The organism is Ensifer sp. D2-11 (assembly GCF_054161295.1).
The window spans coordinates 2,780,299-2,800,005 of sequence record NZ_CP096433.1 but is presented as its reverse complement, the minus strand read 5'-3'; the positions used below and the strand labels follow the sequence as shown (position 1 = coordinate 2,800,005).

General features: G+C 63.0%; 20 protein-coding genes and 1 tRNA gene. 12 read left to right on the top strand and 9 right to left on the bottom strand.

The window, feature by feature from the left end:
• The first annotated feature begins 36 nt into the window (after positions 1–36).
• Together M1D34_RS13445 and M1D34_RS13440 are read left to right on the top strand one after the other, a co-directional pair.
• Positions 37–1,164 carry a bifunctional transcriptional activator/DNA repair enzyme AdaA gene (locus tag M1D34_RS13445; protein WP_498779432.1) on the top strand — a complete coding sequence of 376 codons (1,128 nt, stop codon included), beginning with the start codon at positions 37–39 and terminating at the stop codon, positions 1,162–1,164.
• Positions 1,165–1,201: 37 nt separating this feature from the next.
• On the top strand, positions 1,202–1,972 hold the full coding sequence (locus M1D34_RS13440; protein ID WP_498779430.1) for an isocitrate lyase/PEP mutase family protein: 771 nt from the start codon (positions 1,202–1,204) through the stop codon (positions 1,970–1,972).
• 194 nt (positions 1,973–2,166) lie between these two features.
• Here M1D34_RS13440 and argB read toward each other — a convergent pair whose 3' ends face one another.
• On the bottom strand, positions 2,167–3,054 hold the full coding sequence (gene argB / locus M1D34_RS13435; protein ID WP_010968575.1) for an acetylglutamate kinase: 888 nt from the start codon (positions 3,052–3,054) through the stop codon (positions 2,167–2,169).
• Between the two features lie 289 nt (positions 3,055–3,343).
• Here argB and M1D34_RS13430 point away from each other — a divergent pair, with 289 nt between their 5' ends.
• Together M1D34_RS13430 and msrB are read left to right on the top strand one after the other, a co-directional pair.
• Entirely contained in the window at positions 3,344–4,057 is a 714-nt protein-coding gene (locus M1D34_RS13430) for an anti-sigma factor (protein WP_498779428.1), read from the top strand.
• Positions 4,058–4,164: 107 nt separating this feature from the next.
• Entirely contained in the window at positions 4,165–4,659 is a 495-nt protein-coding gene (msrB, locus tag M1D34_RS13425) for a peptide-methionine (R)-S-oxide reductase MsrB (protein ID WP_015007107.1), read from the top strand.
• A gap of 73 nt (positions 4,660–4,732) precedes the next feature.
• On the opposite strand, the gene M1D34_RS13420 is transcribed toward msrB, so the two are convergent.
• The 5 genes from M1D34_RS13420 to rpmH all read right to left on the bottom strand — a co-directional run bounded on the left by M1D34_RS13420 (position 4,733) and on the right by rpmH (position 8,743).
• Positions 4,733–5,272 (bottom strand): DUF1269 domain-containing protein, encoded by a 540-nt coding sequence (locus M1D34_RS13420; protein WP_010968578.1) that lies wholly within the window; start codon positions 5,270–5,272, stop codon positions 4,733–4,735.
• A 128-nt stretch (positions 5,273–5,400) separates the two neighbouring features.
• On the bottom strand, positions 5,401–6,054 hold the full coding sequence (gene yihA, locus M1D34_RS13415) for a ribosome biogenesis GTP-binding protein YihA/YsxC (protein ID WP_003531582.1): 654 nt from the start codon (positions 6,052–6,054) through the stop codon (positions 5,401–5,403).
• Positions 6,055–6,404: 350 nt separating this feature from the next.
• Entirely contained in the window at positions 6,405–8,189 is a 1,785-nt protein-coding gene (gene yidC, locus M1D34_RS13410) for a membrane protein insertase YidC (RefSeq protein WP_013843865.1), read from the bottom strand.
• Positions 8,189–8,587, bottom strand: coding sequence for a ribonuclease P protein component (rnpA, locus tag M1D34_RS13405; protein WP_013843866.1), 399 nt, complete (start codon positions 8,585–8,587; stop codon positions 8,189–8,191). The genes yidC and rnpA overlap by 1 nt, the downstream gene beginning before the upstream one ends.
• A gap of 21 nt (positions 8,588–8,608) precedes the next feature.
• Complete coding sequence (gene rpmH / locus M1D34_RS13400; RefSeq protein WP_003531576.1) at positions 8,609–8,743, bottom strand: 50S ribosomal protein L34; 135 nt, start codon at positions 8,741–8,743, stop codon at positions 8,609–8,611.
• Between the two features lie 307 nt (positions 8,744–9,050).
• On the opposite strand from rpmH, the gene M1D34_RS13395 reads away from it, so the two are divergent.
• The 5 genes from M1D34_RS13395 to M1D34_RS13375 all read left to right on the top strand — a co-directional run bounded on the left by M1D34_RS13395 (position 9,051) and on the right by M1D34_RS13375 (position 15,328).
• Positions 9,051–11,048 carry a methyl-accepting chemotaxis protein gene (locus tag M1D34_RS13395; protein ID WP_003531574.1) on the top strand — a complete coding sequence of 666 codons (1,998 nt, stop codon included), beginning with the start codon at positions 9,051–9,053 and terminating at the stop codon, positions 11,046–11,048.
• Positions 11,049–11,292: 244 nt separating this feature from the next.
• On the top strand, positions 11,293–12,093 hold the full coding sequence (locus tag M1D34_RS13390) for a TVP38/TMEM64 family protein (protein WP_498779422.1): 801 nt from the start codon (positions 11,293–11,295) through the stop codon (positions 12,091–12,093).
• 22 nt (positions 12,094–12,115) lie between these two features.
• Positions 12,116–13,537, top strand: coding sequence for a dihydrolipoyl dehydrogenase family protein (locus tag M1D34_RS13385; protein WP_498779420.1), 1,422 nt, complete (start codon positions 12,116–12,118; stop codon positions 13,535–13,537).
• A gap of 74 nt (positions 13,538–13,611) precedes the next feature.
• Positions 13,612–15,132 carry a sensor histidine kinase gene (locus M1D34_RS13380; RefSeq protein WP_010968584.1) on the top strand — a complete coding sequence of 507 codons (1,521 nt, stop codon included), beginning with the start codon at positions 13,612–13,614 and terminating at the stop codon, positions 15,130–15,132.
• A gap of 119 nt (positions 15,133–15,251) precedes the next feature.
• Positions 15,252–15,328 (top strand) — tRNA-Arg (locus tag M1D34_RS13375).
• A 101-nt stretch (positions 15,329–15,429) separates the two neighbouring features.
• Here the strand turns inward: M1D34_RS13375 and M1D34_RS13370 are convergent.
• The 3 genes from M1D34_RS13370 to M1D34_RS13360 all read right to left on the bottom strand — a co-directional run bounded on the left by M1D34_RS13370 (position 15,430) and on the right by M1D34_RS13360 (position 16,913).
• A complete protein-coding gene (locus M1D34_RS13370; protein WP_498779418.1) occupies positions 15,430–15,753 on the bottom strand; it encodes a BrnA antitoxin family protein in 324 nt (107 codons plus the stop codon).
• The gene (locus M1D34_RS13365) at positions 15,750–15,995 is read right to left on the bottom strand and encodes a BrnT family toxin (RefSeq protein WP_013843871.1); all 246 of its coding nucleotides are present in this window, start codon (positions 15,993–15,995) and stop codon (positions 15,750–15,752) included. The genes M1D34_RS13370 and M1D34_RS13365 overlap by 4 nt, the downstream gene beginning before the upstream one ends.
• A gap of 222 nt (positions 15,996–16,217) precedes the next feature.
• Positions 16,218–16,913 carry a TetR/AcrR family transcriptional regulator gene (locus M1D34_RS13360; protein WP_027989490.1) on the bottom strand — a complete coding sequence of 232 codons (696 nt, stop codon included), beginning with the start codon at positions 16,911–16,913 and terminating at the stop codon, positions 16,218–16,220.
• Positions 16,914–17,105: 192 nt separating this feature from the next.
• Here M1D34_RS13360 and M1D34_RS13355 point away from each other — a divergent pair, with 192 nt between their 5' ends.
• The 3 genes from M1D34_RS13355 to M1D34_RS13345 all read left to right on the top strand — a co-directional run bounded on the left by M1D34_RS13355 (position 17,106) and on the right by M1D34_RS13345 (position 19,653).
• Complete coding sequence (locus M1D34_RS13355) at positions 17,106–17,594, top strand: RidA family protein (protein WP_498779416.1); 489 nt, start codon at positions 17,106–17,108, stop codon at positions 17,592–17,594.
• A gap of 208 nt (positions 17,595–17,802) precedes the next feature.
• Positions 17,803–18,420 carry a hypothetical protein gene (locus tag M1D34_RS13350; RefSeq protein WP_003531558.1) on the top strand — a complete coding sequence of 206 codons (618 nt, stop codon included), beginning with the start codon at positions 17,803–17,805 and terminating at the stop codon, positions 18,418–18,420.
• 87 nt (positions 18,421–18,507) lie between these two features.
• Positions 18,508–19,653 carry an alpha-hydroxy acid oxidase gene (locus tag M1D34_RS13345; RefSeq protein ID WP_498779413.1) on the top strand — a complete coding sequence of 382 codons (1,146 nt, stop codon included), beginning with the start codon at positions 18,508–18,510 and terminating at the stop codon, positions 19,651–19,653.
• Positions 19,654–19,707 lie beyond the last annotated feature (54 nt).

Genomic DNA, 19,707 nt, shown 5'->3' with positions numbered 1-19,707 from the left:
AGATGCCCGAAATTCGGCGGACGGCGCGTGTGGCTGATGCTACAAAGCAATATGCTTTTCGATCTGCCTGATGACGATATCCTTTACGATGCGCTGCTGGCCCGCAGTTCCGATTATGAGGGCCAGGCCTTCGTCTGCGTCAAGAGCACCGGCATCTTCTGCCGGCTCTCATGTCCCGCCCGCAAGCCGAAGCGGGAGAACACTTTGTTCTTCGACAGTATTTCCGCCTGCGTCAATTCCGGCTTCCGGCCGTGCCAACGTTGCCGCCCGCTGGAAGGTGCATCCGGGAAAGATCCGCTCGTCAAGGAGCTTATCGAGCTGCTCGACCGCCGGCCGGAACATCGTTGGACGGAGGGCGATCTCGTGCGGCGCGGCTTCGATCCGTCGACCGTGCGGCGCGCCTTCAAGCGATCCCTCGGCGTCACGTTTCTCGATCTCGCCCGCCAGCGGCGAATGGGCGAAGCCGCGCGGCAGCTCTCCGGCGGCGCCAGTGTCATCGAGGCGCAGATCGACGCGGGCTATGAATCTCCGAGCGGTTTTCGCGCCGCCTTCGGGCGGCTGATCGGACAGGCTCCAGCGAAATCGCAGAGGCGCGTGCTGCTCTTTGCCGACTGGATAGAGACGCCGCTAGGCCCCATGGTGGCGGTGGCCGACCAGACGCATCTTCATCTCATCGAGTTCCACGACCGCAAGGCCCTCCCGGCCGAAGTGGAAAATCTCAAGCGAAAGACGCACTCTGCGGTGGTCCCCGGCAGAACGCCGCCCATCGATCAGGTGGAGCGCGAGCTCAACGACTATTTCGCCGGGCGCTCGGCCGATTTTCGGACACCGCTCGCCCTCGACGGCAGTGCCTTCGAGCGCCAGGTATGGGCAGAACTCGTTGCGATACCCGTGGGCGAGACACGCTCCTACAGCGACATCGCGCGGAAGGTCGCAACCCCGCAGGCGGTGCGTGCCGTGGCCAGGGCCAACGGCTCCAACTGCCTCGCAATCATCGTGCCATGCCACCGCTGCATCGGCGCTGACGGATCGTTGACGGGCTATGGGGGCGGGCTCCGGCGCAAGCAATGGCTGCTTCGCCACGAGGGCAGAATGCGTCCTGTCGGGCTTTTCAGAGGGTGGGACGGGGAGAAGCCTGTGCAGGCCGCCACTCCAACGATGTAACGGGATCGATCAACCTGACGGACTGGGAGAAGATACGATGAGCCAGGAAGAAAGAGCGCTTGCCTTCGGGGCACTGCACCGGAAAGGCGATCCGGTGGTTCTGTACAACATCTGGGATGCAGGCAGCGCCCAGTGCGTGGCCGAGGCCGGCGCCAAGGCGCTCGCCACCGGGAGCTGGTCGGTCGCGGCGGCACATGGATATGGGGACGGGCAGAAACTGCCGCTGCCTCTGCTGCTCGAGACCGTGCGCGAGATCGTCGCGGCTACGGACCTGCCGCTCTCGGTGGACTTCGAAGGCGCCTATTCGGAGGACCCGGCCCAGGCCGCGGCCAATGTCGCGCAAGTGATCGATGCCGGCGGGATCGGCATCAATTTCGAGGACCAGATGGTTGGCAGAGGCGGCGTCCATCCGATCGACAAGCAGGCGGCCCGCATCCGCGCGATCCGAGAGATGGCGGAGCGACAGGGCATTGCACTGTTCATCAACGCCCGCACCGACCTCTTCCTGCAGGAGAGCGACGCGGCGCGCCACGCGGCCCTGATGGAGGATGCGATCGCCCGCGCCGAGGCCTATGCGGATGCGGGCGCGAGCGGCTTCTTCGCACCGGGCCTCGCCGATCGAGACCTGATCGCCAGGCTCTGCGCGGCATCTCCCTTGCCGGTCAACGTAATGATGAAGCCGGGGGCGCCGGACATCGCCACGCTTGCGGCCGCCGGCGTCGGGCGGGTGAGCTACGGGCCGTCCCCATACCGGGAGATGATCGCCCGGCTGCGCGGCGAGGCGGAGAAGGTTTATAGGGCGAGTTAAGAGATTCGCCCCTCATCCCGCTGCCGCGACCTTCTCCCCGTCATGACGGGGAGAAGGGACTCGTGGCGCCGCCTAGCCGCACTATCGAGAGGCGTCTTGCAGGGCACGTCCCCTCTCCCCGTCAGAACGGGGAGAGGGTTAGTCCTCGGGTTAAACCCGAGGAGAGGGGCAAATCACGGCAAACAAGGAGCGCCTCACGGCACGATCAGCGTGCCTGCGCCGTGCTCGGTGAAGATTTCGAGCAGCACCGAATGTGCCGTTTTGCCGTTGAGGATGACGACGCCCTGGACGCCCGCCTTGATCGCCTCGATGCAGGTCTCCACCTTCGGGATCATGCCGCCCGAAATGGTGCCGTCGGCGATCAGCGCCCGCGCCTCGGCGACGGAGAGCTGCTTGATGAGTTCGCCCTTCTTGTTGAGGACGCCCGGAACGTCGGTGAGGAAGAGCAGGCGCGTCGCATTGAGCGCGCCGGCGATGGCGCCGGCGAAGGTGTCCGCGTTGATGTTGTAGGTGTGGCCGTCCCGTCCCGGCGCCACAGGCGCGATCACCGGTATCATCTCGGAGCGGGCGAGCAGATCGAGAAGGGTGCGGTCGACTTCGACCACATCGCCGACGAAGCCGAGGTCGAGCACGCGCTCGATGTTGGAATCCGGGTCGCGGATGGTCTTCTTCGCCTTTTCCGCAAAGACCATGTTGCCGTCCTTGCCGCAAAGGCCGATCGCCCATTCGCCCGTCTGATTTATGAGCGCGACGATCTCCTTGTTGATCGACCCGGCAAGCACCATTTCGACGATCTCGACGGTCTTTTCGTCGGTGACGCGGAGCCCGCCCTCGAATTTTGACTCGATGCCCATCCGGTTGAGCATTGCGCCGATCTGAGGGCCGCCGCCGTGAACGACGATCGGGTTGACGCCGGACTGCTTCAGAAGCGCGATGTCGCTGGCAAAGGCGCGCCCGAGTTCGGCATTGCCCATGGCGTGACCGCCGTATTTGACGACGATCGTCTTATGCTCGTAGCGCTGCATGTAGGGCAGGGCCTGGGCGAGCAGGCGGGCCTGAATTTCACTTTCTGATGCGGACATGGCGGATCCTCGAAAAATACCGGCTGCTGTTTAGCGCAACTCTCTGGCGGATGGAATGATCCGGACGCAACATAAAGCCATTGTGACGGCGGTCGCTCGGCTGTGCCGAAGTGCTTGCGGCGTGCGCGGCATGGCCGACAAGCCGATTGACGGCGCTGGCGATTTGACTGATCCTGCATTGATCCGGAAAGGACCGCCGCAGTCCCGAGGGCAGGCGCATCGAAGCTTGCCTGGAAGAGATCGAAGGGAATCGTGCCGGCCCTCTGAAGCTGAGAGAGTGCAGGGAGCCATGACGACGCAGAAGCCCGAAAGCGGAGATTCCCGCCGCGACGAGGTGATCGCGGGAGAGTACGTGCTCGGCGCGCTGTCTGCCGATGACCGCCGGAAGGCCGAGGCGCGCATGGCAACGGACCGCAACTTCGCCGCCATGGTCATCCGCTGGCAGAACAATCTTGCGGCCTTCGGCGACGAATATGAGTCGGCCGCGCCGCGCAGCAGGTTTCGCTCCTCCGAGCGCGCGGTCTTCGAAGCGGGCCGGGGCGCAGACGACCCCCGCGGTGTCTGGGGCTCGCTTCCCCTCTGGCGCAGCGCAGCCCTCGTATCGCTTTCGGCGGTCGTCGTGATGGCAGGCGCGCTGGCAGGACTTTTCAGCGATCGCCGAGGCGGTACGCCACTCGTTGCGAGCCTCGAAGCCCATGGCAGCGCCATCAACCTCGTCACGCACTTCGAACCGGCCACAGGGCGCCTGAGACTGTCGCCGGCCGCCGCCGGACAGATGGAGGAGAAATCGCTCGAACTCTGGCTGATCAATGGTGACGATCCGCCGGTCTCGCTCGGCGTGCTGCCGCCGTCCGGCGAGGGGGAAATCGTGCTTGAGCCGGGAGTGCGAAGCCAGATTGCCACGGGCTCCAGGCTCTCCGTCAGTGTCGAGCCCAAGGGTGGCTCGGCGACCGGCTCGCCCACCGGTGCGGTCATCGCGCAAGGCACGGCGCGCGCCTTCTAAGTCTGGTTCCACGGCGGCCACTCAGTCACGGCGGTTTGATCGGCCTTGTTTTGGCAGGAGTGCCGCGGCCGCATAAGTTACGATATCAGGCCCCGATGGAGGTTCCGATGATCAGCCGGCGCGACTTGCTGATGGCGGGCGCGGCCCTGGCCGCGGTGGTCGCCCTGCGCGGTCTGGTATGGCCCGTACGCGCCGTCGCCGGCGAAGCCTTCGAAATCACCAGGACCGACGCGGAGTGGCGGGCGCTGCTCGGCGAGGATCGCTATCGCGTTTTGCGCGAGGAGGGCACGGAGCCGCCGTTCAGCAGCGCGCTCGACAACGAAAAGCGAAACGGCGTCTTTCACTGCGCGGGATGCGAGTTGCCCGTCTATTCCTCTGACGCGAAATACGACAGCGGTACCGGCTGGCCGAGCTTCTGGCAGGCGCTTCCCGACGCGATCGGCACGCGCGAGGACGACACCCTGTTCGTGACGAGGACCGAATGCCACTGCCGCCGCTGTGGCGGTCATCTCGGCCACATCTTCGACGACGGCCCGCCGCCGACCGGCAAGCGGCACTGCATCAACGGGCTCGCCCTGTCATTCGTACCGGAGACGGCCTGAGCGTCGCTGTCTTCTCGCCGGCTCCGGCGAGAAGATCGTTGTGCGATGAGGGCCGATCGCCTACAGCAACCGATCAGAATGTCCCCGCCTGCGGCGACGGCGTCTGCGCCTCGGAAATGGCTGCCTGAAGCTTCTGTTCCTGCTCCGGCGAGAGCGACGTCTTCAGCACGCGGCCGCGCAGGCCGGAGAATTCGGCCAGCACCTTTTCCGGCTGCACCTTGCGCACCAGGACGAAGAGCGCCGAGGAATTGTTCGGGATGGTGTTGCCGAGCGACTTGATGAAGTCGTCGTCGATGCCGTAATCGACGAGCGATCCGGAAAGCGCCCCCGCACCGGCGCCGATAGCGCCGCCGAGGGCGAAACCCGCGAGCGGATTAAGGAAGAGCAGCCCGACGAGCCCGCCCCAGAGGGAGCCGGAAAGAAGGCCGGACGTGGCGCCGACGGTGGTCAGATTCATGCTCTGCTTCAGATGCACCTTGCCGTCGGCGTCGCGCACGACGACGACCGCATCTTCCAGATCGATCAGATATTCCTTCCTCAGGCTGTTGAGCTTCAAGAGGACCTTGTCGGCCTCATCCGTCGAATCGAATCCCACGACAATCAAATCGGACATGTCTCTCTCCTGATCCTTCGGGCAGACAATCTGCCGCCGCGAAGCAGAGATAGAGCGCTTTTCATGTCAGGGTAGTGACGGAGGCCGAAGACGAGGGGGCTCGCCCTTCAGCGGCGCCGTTTCGCGCCTCAGCGCGTCACGGCGAGCTCGATCGCCGCGCGGAGGTCCTCGATGCCTTCGCCCTTTTCCGACGATGTCGATAGCACTTCCGGAAAGGCCGCCGGCCGCTTCTTGATCTTTTCGAGCGTTTCCGCGACGAGGCGCGGTACGCCGGCCGCCTTGATCTTGTCCGTCTTGGTCAGCACGATCTGGTAGGAAACCGCAGCCTTGTCGAGGAGTGCCAGCACGTCTTCGTCGTTCTTCTTGATGCCGTGGCGCGCGTCGATCAGCACATAGACGCGCTTCAGCGTCGAGCGGCCGCGCAGATAGTCGAAGACCAGCTTCGTCCAGGCGTCGACCTGTTCCTTGGGAGCCTGTGCGTAGCCGTAGCCCGGCATGTCGACGAGCGCCATCGGCGGCAGGTCGCCGGCCTCGCCGGAATAGCCGTCCGGCACGAAATAGTTGAGTTCCTGCGTGCGGCCGGGCGTGTTCGAGGTGCGCGCCAGGCCTTTATGGCCCACGAGTGCGTTGATCAGCGACGACTTGCCGACATTGGAGCGGCCGGCAAAGGCGATCTCCGTCGGTCCCTCAGGTGGCAGGAACTTCATCGACGGCACGCCGCGGATGAATATCCACGGCCGGCCGAAGACGCTTGCGGCATTCTGCTTGTTCGTCGCGGACATGTTCTGGCGTTTCCTCTTTGCCTCGCCGGCATCAGGCTTTTGGGGTGGCTTGTCAAGCTTTAGAGCGCCTGCCGGTACCGGCGGCGGATCCCTACAGCGCCGCGCGTCTTATCAGACGCGCAAAGGTCGCTGTAGCGCTTTGATCTGCTGCATGCTTTGTCCTTTAATCGGATAGGATTAAAGGAAACATGCAGTAGGACCTAAAAGAAAAGCCCCGGAACGCGTCGCTCCGAGGCTTCCATGCGAGAGGACCTGCCGATCGGAGCGTTTCACTGATTCAATGAAACGCTCCAACGCATTCACTGCGCCCTTCCGGACGAAAACCGTTACACGCTTGTCCCGGAAGTGCTCTATTCCGCCGGTTTCGGTTTCTTCGAGAAGAGCGACTTCAGATTGTCGAAGAGTTCGACCTTGACGCCCTGACGCTTCATGATGATGCCCTGCTGCAGGATCGACAGCGTGTTGTTCCAGGCCCAGTAGATCACGAGACCGGCCGGGAACGACGCCAGCATGAAGGTGAAGACCACCGGCATCCAGGTGAAAAGCATCGCCTGGGTCGGGTCCGGCGGTGTCGGGTTCATGCGCATCTGCAGGAACATGGTGACGCCCATGATGATCGGCCAGATGCCAAGATGCAGGAAGGCAGGCCCCTCGAACGGCAGGAGACCGAAGAGGTTGATGATCGTCGTCGGATCCGGGGCGGAGAGATCCTGAATCCAGCCGAAGAAGGGCGCATGCCGCATCTCGATGGTGACGTAGATCACCTTGTAGAGCGCGAAGAACACCGGGATCTGGATGAGGATCGGCCAGCAGCCCGCCAGCGGGTTGATCTTCTCTTCCTTGTAGAGCTGCATCATCGCCTGCTGCAGCCCCATTCTGTCGTCGCCGAATTTCTTCTTCAGTTCCTCCATCTTCGGCTGAACCTTCTTCATGTTCGCCATCGATGCGTATTGCTTGTTGGCGAGCGGGAAGAAGATGAGCTTGACGACGATCGTGGTGATCAGGATCGCGATGCCGAAATTGCCGAAGAGACGGAAGAAGAAATCCATCATTTTGAACATCGGCTTGGTGATGAAGTAGAACCAGCCCCAGTCGATCAGCTTGTCGAAGTTGGGGATCGAATAGGCCACTTCGTAATTGTCGACGACCGGGACTTCCTTGGCACCGGCGAAGACGAGGTTCTTCAGCTCCACGGATTGGCCCGGGGCAACCGTAACCGCATCGCTCTTGTAGTCGCTCTGGTAACGGGGGCGCCCGTCGGCGAAATGCGAGAAGCGGATGTCGAAGGGCGTCGCCTGCGGCGGCACGATCGTCGCGGCCCAGTATTTATCGGTGATGCCCAGCCACCCGCCGGTCGACTTACCCGGTTCGACGGGCTCGTCGTCTTCGACCTTGGAATAGCCGACTTCCTGCAGGCCATGCTCTCCCGCGACGCCGACGAAGCCCTCGTGGAGCACGTAGATGCTCGGAGTCGTCGGCTTGTTGAAGCGCGTGACGCGGCCGTAGGAAGACAGGGAAACCGGCGCCGCGGTCTCGTTCTTGATGCTGTCGACCACCTGGAACATGTAGCGGTCGTCAACCGAGATGGTCCGGGCAAAGGTGATGCCCTTATCGTTCGTGTAGCTCAGCGTCACCGGCGTCGAGGGGGTGAGCTTGTCGCCGCCCGAAAGCGTCCATGTGGTCTGCGGTCCCGGAACCGAGCCGGTCGCATCCGATCCGATATAGCCGATTTCCGTGAAATAGCCGTCGGCGGTCTCCGCCGGGCTGAAGAGCGTGATGACCGGGCTCTTCGGGTCGACGGTTTCGCGGTAGCCCTTGAGCTTCAGGTCGTCGAAGCGTGCGCCGGTCAGGTTGATGGAGCCGGAAAGCGCCGGCGTGTCGATCGCGACGCGGGCGGATTTGCCGATTGCCTGATCGCGGCTTTCGCCTGCGCTCGGGATCGCACCGCCGGGCAGCGCCTGTCCAGGTGCAGCCGGCTGGGCGCCTGGCTGTTGCTGGGTCTGTTGCGCCTGCTGCGCCTGTTCCGCGGCAATGCGGTCCTTCTCCATCTTCGGGCTGACATAGAAGAACTGCCAGGCGATGAGGATCAGCACGGAAAGGGCGATCGCCACGAAATAATTGCGGTTGTTTTCCATCATGATTTCCTGGAACCGGCCGGTGGCCGCTTCTGTTTCGGCTTGTTTTCGATGCGATCCCGAAGCGCCCGAGTCAATGCGTCGAAAGGGGCATTCAGGAGATCGCGCCGGGCGACAATCACATAGTCGTGTCCGGGTTTCATTGCAAACCCGGCCGAAAGCCGCACGGCTTCCTTTAGTCGTCGGCGCATTCGGTTTCGCTCGACGGCATTGCCGTGTTTCTTGGTAACGGTGAAGCCGACGCGGGCTTCTCCCTCCGGATCGTTCCGGTCGAGAACTTCGAGGAGAAATAGCGGGCCTCTGCGGCTTTCACCAGCCCGGACCGCCAAAAACTGCGGACGGCTTTTCAGCCGCCCGACAGCCATCTTGTCTTTATCTGTCGTCATTTGCCCGGACATAAGGTTTCGGGCAGATCCGGCTTACGCCGAAAGACGCTTGCGGCCACGAGCCCGGCGGGCTGTGAGGACCTTGCGCCCACCCTTGGTGGACATACGTGCACGGAAGCCGTGACGGCGCTTGCGAACAAGCTTGGACGGTTGGTAGGTACGCTTCATTTATTTAAATACCGCGGTGTGCGGTCCTTCTTGGGTTTGCATGATGCAAGAGCGTTTACGCGCCGGGCATGGCTCCGCCTACGGGCGGCTCCACCGGACGTGCGCGGCTTATAGGGACAAAAACCCGATAAAGTCAATTCCCGGGCGCCGGCGGCGTGCTCATGAATCGCCGCATGACACCCTAAATCGAGTGGGTCCGATGGGTGCTTTGTTAACCACGCGCATTTTAGCATTTGCTCAGTAGCGTGTAAGCCGTGAGTTACTTTCCCGTTTTAGGCGAGTATGCGGCTGGGGACAGGGACAGGACATGAAAATTCGCGGAAAGATAAACCTCATCGTCGGCATCATGAGTCTGCTGGCGATAGCGATCACCGGTATGTCGTTGCTGATCGTGAGCGAGTACAACCAACGGCTCGGTGAATACCAGAACGCCTCCGACCGGGCTTTCAAGGGCGAGCGGCTCAATCGCCTGGTAACGGCGGTGGTGATGGAGGCGCGCGGCATCTATGCGGCGCCAACGGTCGAGAAGGCAAAGCCTTTTGCCGAGGGAATTCTCAAGAACCTCGACAAGATCGACGCGCTGCTCACCGAGTGGCGGCCGCTGGTGCCGGCCGACGTCCTGCCCGCCTTCGATACCCTCGTCGAACGCGCGGAGGAATTCAAGACGTTCCGAAGCGAGACGGCCCGCCTCGGCACGCAGGTTGCGCCGAAAGCTGCCAACGAGCAGGGCAACAACGAAGCGAACCGGGCCAACCGCAAGGCGTTCCAGGCTGAAATCGACGTGGTCGTCGACGAGAACCTTGCCTCGCTTCAGACGATCACCGCGGATCTGGCCGACTACAAGCGCTCGATCGTGCTGATCGTCCTTGCAACCGCTGCCCTGGGCATGCTGGCCGGGATCGGTGCCGCCTTCTATATTGCGACCAATCACCTCAGCCGCCCGATTCTCGATCTGACGGGCAAGATGAAGCTGCTTGCCGGCGGCGATCTCTCGGTCGACGTGCCCTTCGCCGGGCGCAAGGACGAGATCGGCGACATGGCGGCGGCGGTCGAAGTCTTCAAGCAGAACAGCCTCGCCGTGCGCGAGCTCAACGCGCAGGAAGAGATCCTGCGCGAAAAGAGCGCGGACCTGCAGTCGAGCATCGCCACGGTCGTCGCGGCGGCTGCGGCAGGGGATTTCACCAGGCGCATCAGCAAGGACTACGACAACGACGATCTCAACCGCTTTGCGGCGAGCGTCAACGAACTGGTCAACAGTGTCGACACGGGCATCGCCGAGACCCGGAGGGTCATTGCGAGCCTGGCGACGGGCGACCTCACGCAAAGCATGAAGGGCCAGTTCCAGGGCGCCTTCGCCGAGTTGCAGACGAACGTCAACGATACTTTGCAGACCCTGCAGAAGACCTTGCGCGAGGTCCGCATGACGACGGACTCGATCAACGGGAACTCTACGGAGTTGCGCAGTGCCGCCGACGACCTGTCCAAGCGGACGGAGCAGCAGGCCGCAGCTCTGGAGGAAACCTCGGCGGCGCTCGACGAGATAACCGCCGCGGTTCGCAATTCGACGGAGCGGGCCCAGGAAGCGACCGTCATGGTCACGGAGGCGAAGGACAGCGCAGCGGAGTCGGCATCGGTCGTCCGCAACGCCATCGATGCCATGGGCCGGATCGAACAGGCATCGAGCGAGATCGGCCAGATCACCAACGTCATCGACGAGATCGCCTTCCAGACGAACCTGCTGGCCCTCAATGCCGGCGTCGAGGCGGCGCGCGCCGGTGATGCCGGCAAGGGTTTTGCCGTCGTTGCGCAGGAGGTCCGCGAGCTCGCCCAGCGTGCAGCCAGCGCCGCCAAGGATATCAAGTCGCTGATTTCAAAATCGGGCGGCGAGGTGGCCACCGGCGTCAAGCTCGTCCAGGCGACGGGAGCGGCGCTCGGCCAGATCGAGACGCGGGTCCTCAAGATCAACGATCACATCCATTCGATCGCGACGGCCGCACGCGAGCAGTCCACGGGCCTCGGGGAGGTCAGCACCGCCGTAAACCAGATGGATCAGGTCACCCAGCGCAACGCCGCCATGGTGGAGGAGGCGAATGCCGCCACGCACAAGCTGTCTGCCGAGGCCGACAATCTCGCCAACCTCATCGCCTACTTCAAGGTCGAGCGCGAGGCGGTGCGGACGGTCGCGCCGGCAAGGGATGCGAGCCGGCCGGTGGCCTCGCCCGCCCGCCGCATGATGGGCACGGTCGCGCGCGCATTCGGCAACGGCTCCGCTGCGGTCGCCCGCGACGATTGGGAGGAGTTCTGAGGGGGCCCGCTGCAGCGCTGCAGTCGCCCGATTTCCAGCTTCGCTCGCGGTGAACTGCCGGTCGCCGCGAGCGGCATTTCCGAGATGAGCTTCCCTCGGGGAGACGCCGCCGGCACTTTCACGCCGGCGTGACTTGCCGCCGCGGCCCGGTCACGCCGTCGTTTGTCGACGCGACGATTCGTTATTGGTTCGGGGGGTGAATTCCTTCTAATTCAGGGGCAGAATCTCACCGAAGGCAGATCGCATGAGCCATGGTATCAGCAACGGGGCAGAAGAAGGTCCGGCTCTCGAACCCTCGTCGAGCCGGCGAGACCTTCGGCTTGTTCCGCAACGCTCTCCCTGGCGCTTCCTGCCGATTTCGCTTCTGCTTGCGGGCGGCGTCCTTGGCTATGCCTACGGCCTGCAGGACTATGTCTCGCTGTCTGTGCTCGCCGACCAGCGCGAGACGCTCGCCGCCCATGTCGCCGCCCATCCGGTCAGTTCGGCTCTCGTCTTCTTCGCGATTTATGTCGCGGTGGTGGTCTTCTCCATACCGGCGGCATCGGTGCTGACGATCTCCGCCGGTTTCCTTTTCGGCTGCCTTGCAGGCGCGGCTATCACGGTTCTTGCCGCCACACTCGGGGCTTGCCTGCTGTTCATCGCCGCGCGCGGTGCCTTCAGCGACATCCTGAGGCGCCGTGCCGGCGGCGTCCTGGAGCGCCTTGCCGATGGATTTCGGGACAACGCCTTCCTCTATCTCCTGATCCTGCGGCTCGCGCCGATCTTTCCTTTCTTCCTGATCAACATCGCGCCCGCCTTCTTCGAGGTGAAGCTGCGCACCTATGCGCTCGCGACGCTGGTCGGCATTATTCCGGGCACTCTCGCCTATACCTGGCTCGGCCGCGGCCTCGGCGACGTGATCGCTCTTGCTGCCGCAAGCGGCCGTGAATTCACCGTTGCCGATTTCGCCACCAGGGATATCTCGCTGGCGCTCGTCGCCCTTGCATCGATTGCTGCATTGCCTCTGGCATTCAGGGTAATACAGTCGCGCCGCAAAGGTGCATGACGGAGGCGGAGGGCCTAGCCGCGTGGCGAAAATACTGACACCCGACATCTGCGTGATCGGCGGCGGTGCCGCCGGGCTCTCCGTGGCCGCCGGGGCGGCCGCTTTCGGCGTGCCCGTCGTTCTGGTCGAGCACGGCCGGATGGGCGGCGATTGCCTGAATTACGGCTGCGTGCCGTCAAAGGCTCTGATCGCAGCGGCCAAACATGCGGACGCGGTCCGCAAGGCTGCGGAATTCGGCATTGCCTCGGCGGAACCGATCGTCGACCATGAGCATCTGGCGGCACGCATCCAATCCGTGATCGAAGCCATTGCACCGCACGATTCCGCGGAGCGCTTCACGAGCCTCGGCGTCGAGGTGATCAAGGAAACGGCCCGCTTCGTGGACGACCGCACGGTCGCTGCCGGCGACCGCCTGATCCGCGCCCGCCGCTTCGTGATCGCCACCGGCTCCTCCCCCGCCGTTCCCCCGATCCCCGGACTTGCGGAGACGCCGTTCCTCACCAACGAAACGCTCTTCGGCCTGAAACGCTTGCCGCGACATCTCCTCGTCATCGGCGCAGGCGCGGTCGGCCTCGAGATGGCCGGGGCTCACCGGCGGTTGGGCGCCGATGTGACGGTCGTGGACGGTGCCGCGGCTCTCTCCGGTCAGGACCCGGAGCTGGCGGCGATCGTGCTCGACGGGCTGCGTGCGGAAGGCATGCTCCTGCACGAGCGTACGGCGATCCGCTCGGCGGAGCAAACGGAGACGGGAATCCGGCTCCTCTGCGAGAACGAGAGCGGCCCTTTCGAGATCGAAGGGAGCGACCTGCTGGTGGCTGCCGGTCGTGCTCCCAATCACGGATCGCTCGACCTCGATGCGGCCGGCATCCGCCATTGCCCGAAACACGTAGAGGTCGGGGCTGACCTGAGGACGAGCAACCGTCGCGTCTATGCGGTCGGAGACGCGGCGGGCGGCCTATTCACGCATCAGGCGAGCTATCACGCCCGGCTGGTGCTGCAGCAGATCCTTTTCCGCCTGCCGGGGCGCGAAAGGACGACCATCGTTCCGCAGGTGATCTTCACCGCGCCCGAACTGGCGCAAGTGGGGCTGACGGAGGAGCGCGCGCGGGAGACCGCCCGGGGGGCAAGAACCGTTCGGCTGGACTTTTCCGCGAGTGATCGCGCCCGCACCGACGGGTTGGATCGAGGGCTGATCAAGATCGTCGTCGGCAGGCGCGGTCGGGTTCTCGGCGCCGGAATTGCCGGCCCTGGAGCGGGGGAGATGATCGGTCTCTGGGCCTTCGCCGTCGCCAACCGCCTGACGCTCAGGCATTTCCAGACTTATGTCGCACCCTATCCGACGCTCTCGGAGATTGGAAAACAGGCGGCGATCTCCTATTATTCCCCCATGGCGCGAAATCGCCTTCTGCGGACCGCGATCCGGTTCCTGCGGAACTTCGGCTGATCCAGAGCAATTCCAGGAAAAGTGCGCAGCGGTTTTCCGTCCGGAGTTGCGGCAAAACAAAGGAATCGATCACGATGACCTTAGGTCTAGTCATCGTGATCCAGGGAATCTTTATGGTAGAAGACGCGCGTCCGGCCAATGCGAGTGCGGCACCCCGAGCGGCGGTCGGCTTTCTTGGCGGGCTTTCCGGCAAATTGCTGCTGCTGACGGTCGCCTTCGTGATGTTGGCCGAAGTGCTGATCTTCGTGCCTTCCGTCGCCAATATGCGCATTCGCTGGCTGCAGGACCGCCTGAACACCGTGGCGGCGGCGGCCGTCGTGGTCGACGGACTTCAAAATGTCGAGCTGCCCCGCGCCGTGCAGCGCGAGACGCTGATGGCGACCGGGACGAAGGCCATCGTCATCCGCCGCAAGGATGCCTCCCGGATGATCGCCAGCGTCGACATGCCCCCCGCGATCGACGGCGAATACGACATAGCCAACTTCACGGCTCTCGGCGCGATCCGGGACGCCTTCGACACGCTCATCTTCGGCGGCAACCGGGTGGTGCGCGTCTATGGCCCGCTGGGCGAAGGCGATGCGACGATCGAGCTGGTGATGAAGGACGCCAAGCTGCGCACGGCCATGCTCGTCTATTCGCGCAACGTCTTCCTCCTGTCGATCGCCATCTCGCTGATCACCGCGGCGCTGATCTTCCTCGCCATCAATCGCATGCTGATCCTCCCGATCAGGCGGCTGACCAAGAGCATGCAGGAATTTTCGGGCGAGCCGTCGAGCCCCGAGCGCGTGCTGGTGCCGCCGGAAGGCAAGGACGAACTGGCGGTCGCCGGTCAGCATCTGGCGAGCATGCAGCGCGAATTGCAGAGAACCCTGAAGCAGCAGAAGAGCCTTGCGGAGCTTGGCCTTGCCGTTTCCAAGATCAACCACGACATGCGCAACATCCTGTCCTCCGCACAGCTCATTTCCGATCGCCTGGCCGACGTCGACGATCCCGTCGTCAAACGCTTCGCGCCGACATTGCTCCGGACCATCGACCGCGCCGTCGGCTATACGCGCGAAGTCCTCTCCTACGGCCGCACGACGGAGGCCGAGCCGCACCGCCGTTTCCTGGCGCTGCGGCCGCTGGTCGAGGATGTGGCCGAACTGCTCGCCGTCGATCGCCAGGACGGTATCGATTTCGAGATACAGGTCCGCGATGACATCGAGGTCGATGCGGACAGCGAGCAGCTGTTCCGCGTCGTCCACAATATCTGCCGCAACGCGGTCGAGGCGCTGGCCAATTACAAGCCGGAGGATGGCTCCGAGCGGCGGATCTCGGTTTCCGCGGTGCGTACCGGCAGCGTGGTGACCATTTCGATCGACGACACCGGCCCCGGCATGCCGGCCAAGGCACGCGAAAATCTCTTCGCCGCCTTCCGCGGCTCGGCGCGCTCCGGCGGAACGGGCCTGGGCCTGGCGATCGCCCGCGAACTGGTGCTCGCCCATGGCGGAACGATCGCCCTTGTCGAAAAGCCCACTCCCGGCACGCTGTTTCGCATAGAACTGCCGGACCGCCCGGTGCGGCTCGATGCCTTCCGCGCCAAGGGACGTTCCTGAGATTCCGTCCCTTCCCGGCATCGTCGTAAAAATGAAATTTTTTCCCGAAGGCGCTTGCAATCGCCGAAAGGACGCTTTAGAGGATCGCCACGCAAGCGGTGGTCACCGCTTCCAGGCACGCACCCGTAGCTCAGCTGGATAGAGCACCAGACTACGAATCTGGGGGTCAGGAGTTCGAATCTCTTCGGGTGCGCCATTTCCTTTCAAATGGTTTCGTTATTGCCCCATTACGGGATGCGGAAACCGCGCACACTTTTCCTCATCCACGCTTTGGGGCTATCCCTTGAGGAAACAGCTTCAACCTGCCTTCTTCAATCCGGCAGCCTTTCTAAGGTCGTCATTCATCCGGCTCTGCCAGCCTTTGCCGGTTGCCTTGTAGTGCTCGATGACATCCGGATCGAGGCGAATGGATATCTGCTGCCTAGGGTTCTCAACGGCTGGACGGCCCCTGGCGCCCTTGATGCTCTCGGCCAGGTCTGGGAAGGCTTCGGCGAATGGCTTAGCTTTGGCTAGTTGTTCGTCGGTGGCCTCAGGAGCGTCTGGGTCACTAGCTATCTTGCGTTGGATAGCTGCCTCCTCCTTGTCGGAGATATGGCGGATGCGGCGGGATAGGCTGGTCATAATAAGCTCCTTTCCTTCCTGCTGGCGTCACGCATGGAGATAATCGAAATGCCTTCCGAGCCAAGCCGGGCGAAGACTACGGCGATAACGCCATTGCGCAAAACGCCGATAGCCATGAAGCGGCCTTCCTTGGCTGGGACGACCACAGACGAAGCGAAGAACTCCATGTCGAGTTCGGCGATATCATAGCCGTGTTTTCCTATGTTGATCTGGCGCTTTGTTTCGTCATAGGTGATCTTCATGCATTTTTGTATCACATTTAATCCCAATTGCAAGAATAAAAGTGATACAGAAAAGGTGAGGAATTTGGATGCCCGACGAACAAAGCCTGCTTCCTGCACAATGGTGAGGCCCAGCTTCAAGACGTGGCCTAAACGCTTGCTCTGGTCTACCTCGCTCGCCTGCCGTGATGTTGGAGAAGCGCCGGAGGTCCGGCACCGTCTCGTCAGGAAGATGACGAGCGCTCATTGTCTCGGCGCGAGGCCATCGAGCAGGAAGTCGAGGCCTTTCCGGAAGGCGCCGTCCCAATCGTTGTCCAGCAGCAGGCGGGAGCGTTCGATCGTCGGGTAGTGTTCGCTGAGACGTGTGAGGCGCTGCTGTGCCGCGGCCCTGTCTTCGTCCGAGAGGCCGAAGCTCGCCCGGGTGATGGTGGCGCCCATCACATAGTTCCAGAGCGACCATATCGCGGCGTTCAGATCTGCGTCGGCTACACCGGCTCCGGACAAGGTCCTGCTCAGCAGTTCCAGGCGGCTGAGGATGTTCGGGCCGAGTGCCCGGCGCGGCAGCAGCGATGCCGACCAGGGATGGCGCAGCATGCCGGCGCGCCAGTCCTCGAGCATATGAACGACTTTTCCGCGCCAATCTCGAGACTCGACCATTTGCGGCGGCCCGCGGTATACGAGCACCGAGTCGAGCGCCAGATCAAAGACATCCTCCTTGTTGTCGACGTGCCAATACAGGCTCATCACGCCCGAGCCGAGGCGATCGGCCAGGCGACGCATCGTCAATCCGTCTATTCCCTGGGCGTCCAGCAGTTCTACCGCGGTCGCCACGATGCGCTCCCGGGAGAGAGACGGCTCACTGCGCGCCTCCGGCACCCGGGGCGATACACCTGTCCGTTGAGGCCGTTTGCTCGGGGCGCCGCTGCGTTTGGCCGTCATCCGTCTTCCTTGCTGATCAGAATGCCGATCTAACCCGACGAACCTGCGAATGTCGATCCTGAACGGTTGACTCGTACAATGTACGATGGCACGGATAGTACATCGTACGAGTCGGATCATACGGCAGTAAAAGTTCAATCCCGGAGGCGGCGAGGCTCTATTGCCCGCAGTCCCCGGAGCCAAGAGAAAAACATGCCACGCGCAATCACGCGTCTGCTTATCGGAGGGCTGATCATCATGACCATGGGCGTTCCCGCTGCGACGACAGCGAATGAGAATGATCTCAAGCTGACCATCGTCAATCCGAAAAACCTCTACGACCCGACGCCGAACGGCTACAGCACGGCAGTGATCGTGCCCCGCGAGGGCCGGGTGGCCTATATCTCGGGACAGGGCGGCCAGGACCGCAGCGGAGCCTTGTCGCCCGACTTCGCTGTCCAGGTCCAGCAGGCCTATGCAAACCTGCGCACTGCCCTCGATGCGCTCGGTGCCAGGCCGGATCAGGTCGCCAAGCTCACGGTCTTCGTCGTCGATCACGACATGTCCAAGCTTGAGGTGCTGACCAGGAACGTGAAGGAAATGTTCGGCGCGGCGCTGCCGGCGCAGACTTTGATTCCCGTTCCCAAGCTTGCAATCGACCCGATGCTCTTCGAAGTCGATGCCGTCGTAATGCTGGAATAGTGGCGGCGGCATATCAGGCGCGAATGCCAACGGAGAGGGCGAGTACCGAGGGGCTGCCCTGGGGCCGGCCGACCGCAACCAGCCGTCGCAGGATCGCGATCCCTTCGAGGGCTGGAAGGAATGAGCCTGTGGATGCTCGATACCAAAGCTATCCTCGTCTCCTCCGCCGCCGATTGCAGTTATCATGGCAGCGCCCTAAAACAGGCGAATGAACCGGATCGAGAAGCTACCGCCTGCCTTCGAGCGCTTCGATGAAATGCTGGGCGTGCTCGATTTCGCGATCTTCGAGAATGCAGGCGGTACGGAGGAGGAGATCCTTTCGGCAGTGCCGCAGGCGTTGCGTCACTTCCATAGATTCGACGCCGGGAAGCTGCGCGCTCTGGGAAGCCGGCGCATCTGCGAAAAGGCATTCTTCGGCGACTGGTACGACCCGGACAGCGGCAGCCTGCTGAGGCTCGGCTCCTATAAAACCGCCGACGGATCGCAGTTGACGGATCCGGTCTTGAGTTCGCTCGACGATGTGAGGATCATGTCGGGTGCGAGCTCTTGCCCTGAGCCTGGAGGGCAGTTCGCCTACGCCTTTTCGCATCCACCCTATCCACTGAACGCCCGGCCTGGCGAAGTGCAGGCGGTGTTCGAGGAGATCAGGGATTTTATCTTGCCGCCGCTCCACCGAAGCGAAATTCTCGACTGGTCCGACGCGCGGCTGCCGGAGGTTTCCGACTATTTCGAAGACGGCGCCGAATGGTGGGGCGTCTTCCTGTTCAGTGTCCACATACCATCCATGCGGCGCCTCACCATCATTGCGGGCTCGACGACGGACTGAGCGCTGGATTCCCGCCGCGGCTTGATTTCCTCATCCCGCCTTATCGAAAAAGTGCTATTGATTCGGCCGTTCGGGTTTGAGGGGCAGATGCGTCTGAAAGATTGTTACAATTTCCACGATTTCCGTCTGATGGCAAAACGGCGCCTGCCGTCGCCGATCTTCAACTATATCGATGGCGCGGCCGATGACGAGGTCACCTACCGGCGCAACACGGCTGCGTTCGAGGGCTGCGATCTGGTTCCGAATGTCCTGCGCGGCGTCGGCGACGTCGACATGTCGGTGACCGTCATGGGGCAAAGGCTGGCGATGCCCGTCTATTGCTCGCCGACGGCGCTTCAGCGTCTGTTCCACCATCAGGGCGAACGTGCGGTGGCGGCAGCGGCTGCGAAGTTCGGCACCATGTTCGGTGTCTCCTCGCTCGGCACCGTCAGTCTGGAAGAGGCCCGGCGGATTTGCGACGGTCCGCAGGTCTACCAGTTCTACTTCCACAAGGATCGTGGATTGAACCGCGAGATGATGGCGCGCGCCAAGCAGGCCGGCATCGAGGTGATGATGCTGACGGTCGACAGCATCACCGGGGGCAATCGCGAGCGCGACAAGCGAACGGGGTTTGCCATTCCTTTCAAGCTCAATCTCGCCGGTATCACGCAATTTGCGATCAAGCCCTCCTGGGCGGTCAACTATGTTCGCCATGAGCCTTTCAGGCTGCCCCAGCTGGAAAACCATGTCGATATGGGCCGCGGCGCGATGTCGATAAGCCGCTATTTCACCGAGATGCTCGATCCGTCCATGTCCTGGGACGACGTCGCCGAGATGGTGCAGCACTGGGGCGGCCAGTTTTGCCTGAAAGGCGTGATTTCGGTCGAGGATGCCAAGCGCGCGGTCGAGATCGGCTGCACCGGAATCGTGCTCTCCAATCACGGCGGGCACCAGCTTGACGGTTCACGCACCGCATTCGACCAGCTTGACGAGATCGTCCAGGCCGTCGGGGACAGGATAGATGTGATGATGGACGGCGGCGTGCAGCGCGGCACCCATGTGCTCAAGGCGCTCTCGCTGGGAGCGAAGGCGGTCGGGCTTGGCCGTTACTATCTCTTCCCGCTCGCTGCGGCAGGACAGGCTGGCGTCGAACGGGCGCTCGAACTGATGCGTGTCGAGATCGAACGCGGCATGAAGCTGATGGGCTGCTCATCGGTCGACGAGCTTACAAAAGAAAACCTGCGTTTCCGGTGAGGAAGCACTTCGCGTTGCCGCCAGGGCATATGCACTTCTGATCCTCTCGCGGGA